2 protein-coding genes and 1 pseudogene are annotated in these 2,226 nt (G+C 64.5%); 1 reads left to right on the top strand and 2 read right to left on the bottom strand.

Annotated elements, in window-relative coordinates; genetic code table 11:
* The coding region (paaK, locus tag JOY90_RS14095; protein ID WP_291691731.1) for a phenylacetate--CoA ligase PaaK at window positions 1-1,159 on the top strand (1,159 nt) is incomplete at its 5' end.
* On the opposite strand, the gene JOY90_RS14090 is transcribed toward paaK, so the two are convergent.
* Window positions 1,156-1,884, bottom strand: coding sequence for a sulfate transporter family protein (locus JOY90_RS14090; RefSeq protein WP_291691730.1), 729 nt, complete (start codon window positions 1,882-1,884; stop codon window positions 1,156-1,158). The genes paaK and JOY90_RS14090 overlap by 4 nt on opposite strands.
* Before the next feature lie 44 nt (window positions 1,885-1,928).
* Window positions 1,929-2,226, bottom strand: a pseudogene (locus JOY90_RS14085) (hypothetical protein); the annotation flags it as partial.

Here is a 2,226-nt window from a genome sequence, read left to right as displayed (position 1 = left end):
GGCTTGCGTCCATCCGAACGATTTCAAGCGGCTCGAGGATTTGCGCAAATTCCCTTTCACCAGCAAGGCGGATCTGCGCGAGAACTACCCTTTTGGCCTTTTCGCCGTGGCGCGCGAGAAGATCGCGCGCATTCACGCCTCCTCGGGCACCACCGGCAAGCCAACCGTCGTCGGCTACACCAAGGCCGATCTCGAGACCTGGGCCGCGCTCATGGCGCGCTCGATGCGCGCGTCCGGCGCCCGGCCCGGCATGCTCGTCCACATCGCTTACGGCTACGGGCTCTTTACGGGCGGCCTGGGTGCGCATGGCGGAGCCGAGAAGCTCGGCTGCGGGGTGGTGCCGATGTCGGGTGGCATGACCGAGCGGCAGGTGCAGCTCATCCGCGATTTTCGTCCCGACGTGATCATGGTGACGCCCTCCTACATGCTGGCGATCCTCGACGAGTTTCGCCGCGCCGGAATCGATCCGAGCGCCTCCTCGTTACAGATCGGCATTTTCGGCGCCGAACCCTGGACAAACTCGATGCGGACCGAGATCGAAGAAGAGTTCGAAATGCATGCGGTCGATATCTACGGCCTCTCCGAGGTCATGGGACCGGGAGTCGCCAACGAATGCGTCGAGACCAAGGACGGGCTGCACATCTGGGAAGACCATTTCCTTCCCGAAGTGATCGACCCCTCGACGGGCGATGTTTTACCGGAGGGCGAAAAGGGCGAACTCGTCTTTACTTCGCTCACCAAGGAGGCGATGCCGGTGATCCGCTATCGCACGCGCGACCTCACGCGCCTCCTGCCGGGAACGGCGCGCTCGATGCGGCGCATGGAAAAGATCACCGGCCGCTCGGACGACATGATGATCGTGCGCGGCGTGAATGTGTTTCCGACACAGATCGAGGAGCTGGTTCTGAAGGATGAGCGGCTCAGCGCCCATTTCGTGATCGAGCTGCGCCGCGTGGAGCGGCTCGACGAGATGACGGTGCGCGTCGAGGCGCGGCCCGGTGCGGACGATGCAAGCCGTGCTGCATGCAACAAGGATCTGGCGCACCAGATCAAGGCGCTGATCGGCGTCACGGCGACAGTGGAAACGACGCCGCCCGGCGCGATCGAGCGCTCGCTCGGCAAGGCGAAGCGCATCGTGGATTTGAGGCCGAAAAGCTAGGTGTGCGTCAGCAATTCGCGCTTTGGTCCCGCGATCCGCTTGTGCACATGCGTCATGAACGCCATGCCGAACAGCGGCGTCGCCAGATTGAGGATCGGGATCGACACGAACGCCGCGATGAAGGCGCCGGCAAACATCACGGTGCCGTGGTGCATCCGGCGCAGGCGCTTTGCGTCGTCGACGGAATGAAAGCGCATCGCGGCGAGCAGAAAATATTCACGGCCGAGCAGGAACGTGTTCGCCACGAACAGGATGAGAAATCCGATGCCGGCGAACAGCACGAACGGCAGCGCCACAAGATAAACGATCAGCGCCAGCAACGCGGTCTTGATCCCCTCGATTCCCGCGACCCAGACCGGCACCGCGACGCCCGGCGGATCGGCCGGGTAGTGCGTGTGCTCCACCTCGGCGGCGATCTCGTCGGAGAAGAAGCTCGCGACGAAGGCCGTGATCGCCGGCATGATGAAGATCGCGCCTGCCACGAGCCCGAATCCAGCCGCGATCGCCAGCACCCAGAGCAGCGCATGCAGCGGCGTCGCCATGCCGGGTCCGGTGACGCCTTCGAGGTAACCGGCGCCTTCGGCGGCCAGCCAGCCGAACAGCCGGTGCAGCCCGATGCCGAGCAGGACGAGCAGCAGGATCGCGAGGCCGACCGATTTCAGCAGCACCGTGCGGAACGGCGGCGTGAACATCTGGCTAAGAGCTTTGGCGGCATCGCCGAACATGCCGCAGAGGTAGTCCGCCTGTGCGAGTCACACAAGCGGCGCGATCATGCCGCAACGCGCCTGCGCCGCCGGCGTTCGACCGCAGGCACCAGCGTCGCCTCGTCCGCCTCGACGGCGGGCGCCTCGTCCTCCAAAGGCCGTGCCGGAAGGTCGGCCCAATGCAGGCTTTTATATTGGAATCCGTTCTCGATGGTCGGCTTCACCACGGCGAAATAGGGCGAGATGTCGAAATCACGCGGCGCATAGAGCGAGTGGTGGCGAATTTCGAGAAGCTCGCGCCGCGCCACGCGGCTCTTGGCGCGGGTGATTTTCGGCAGGATCGGGTAGCGCACCGACTCGAAG

The organism is Bradyrhizobium sp., from assembly GCF_019242285.1.
In the GTDB taxonomy this organism is placed as follows: Bacteria; Pseudomonadota; Alphaproteobacteria; order Rhizobiales; family Xanthobacteraceae; genus Bradyrhizobium.
The sequence above is the reverse complement of the archived record's forward strand: the minus strand, read 5'-3'. Positions and strand labels throughout refer to the sequence as shown.

Bases quoted from the DNA above. Each gene is read 5' to 3' on its own strand.
- JOY90_RS14090 (WP_291691730.1), bottom strand. From the start codon at position 1,884: ATGTTCGGCGATGCCGCCAAAGCTCTTAGCCAGATGTTCACGCCGCCG.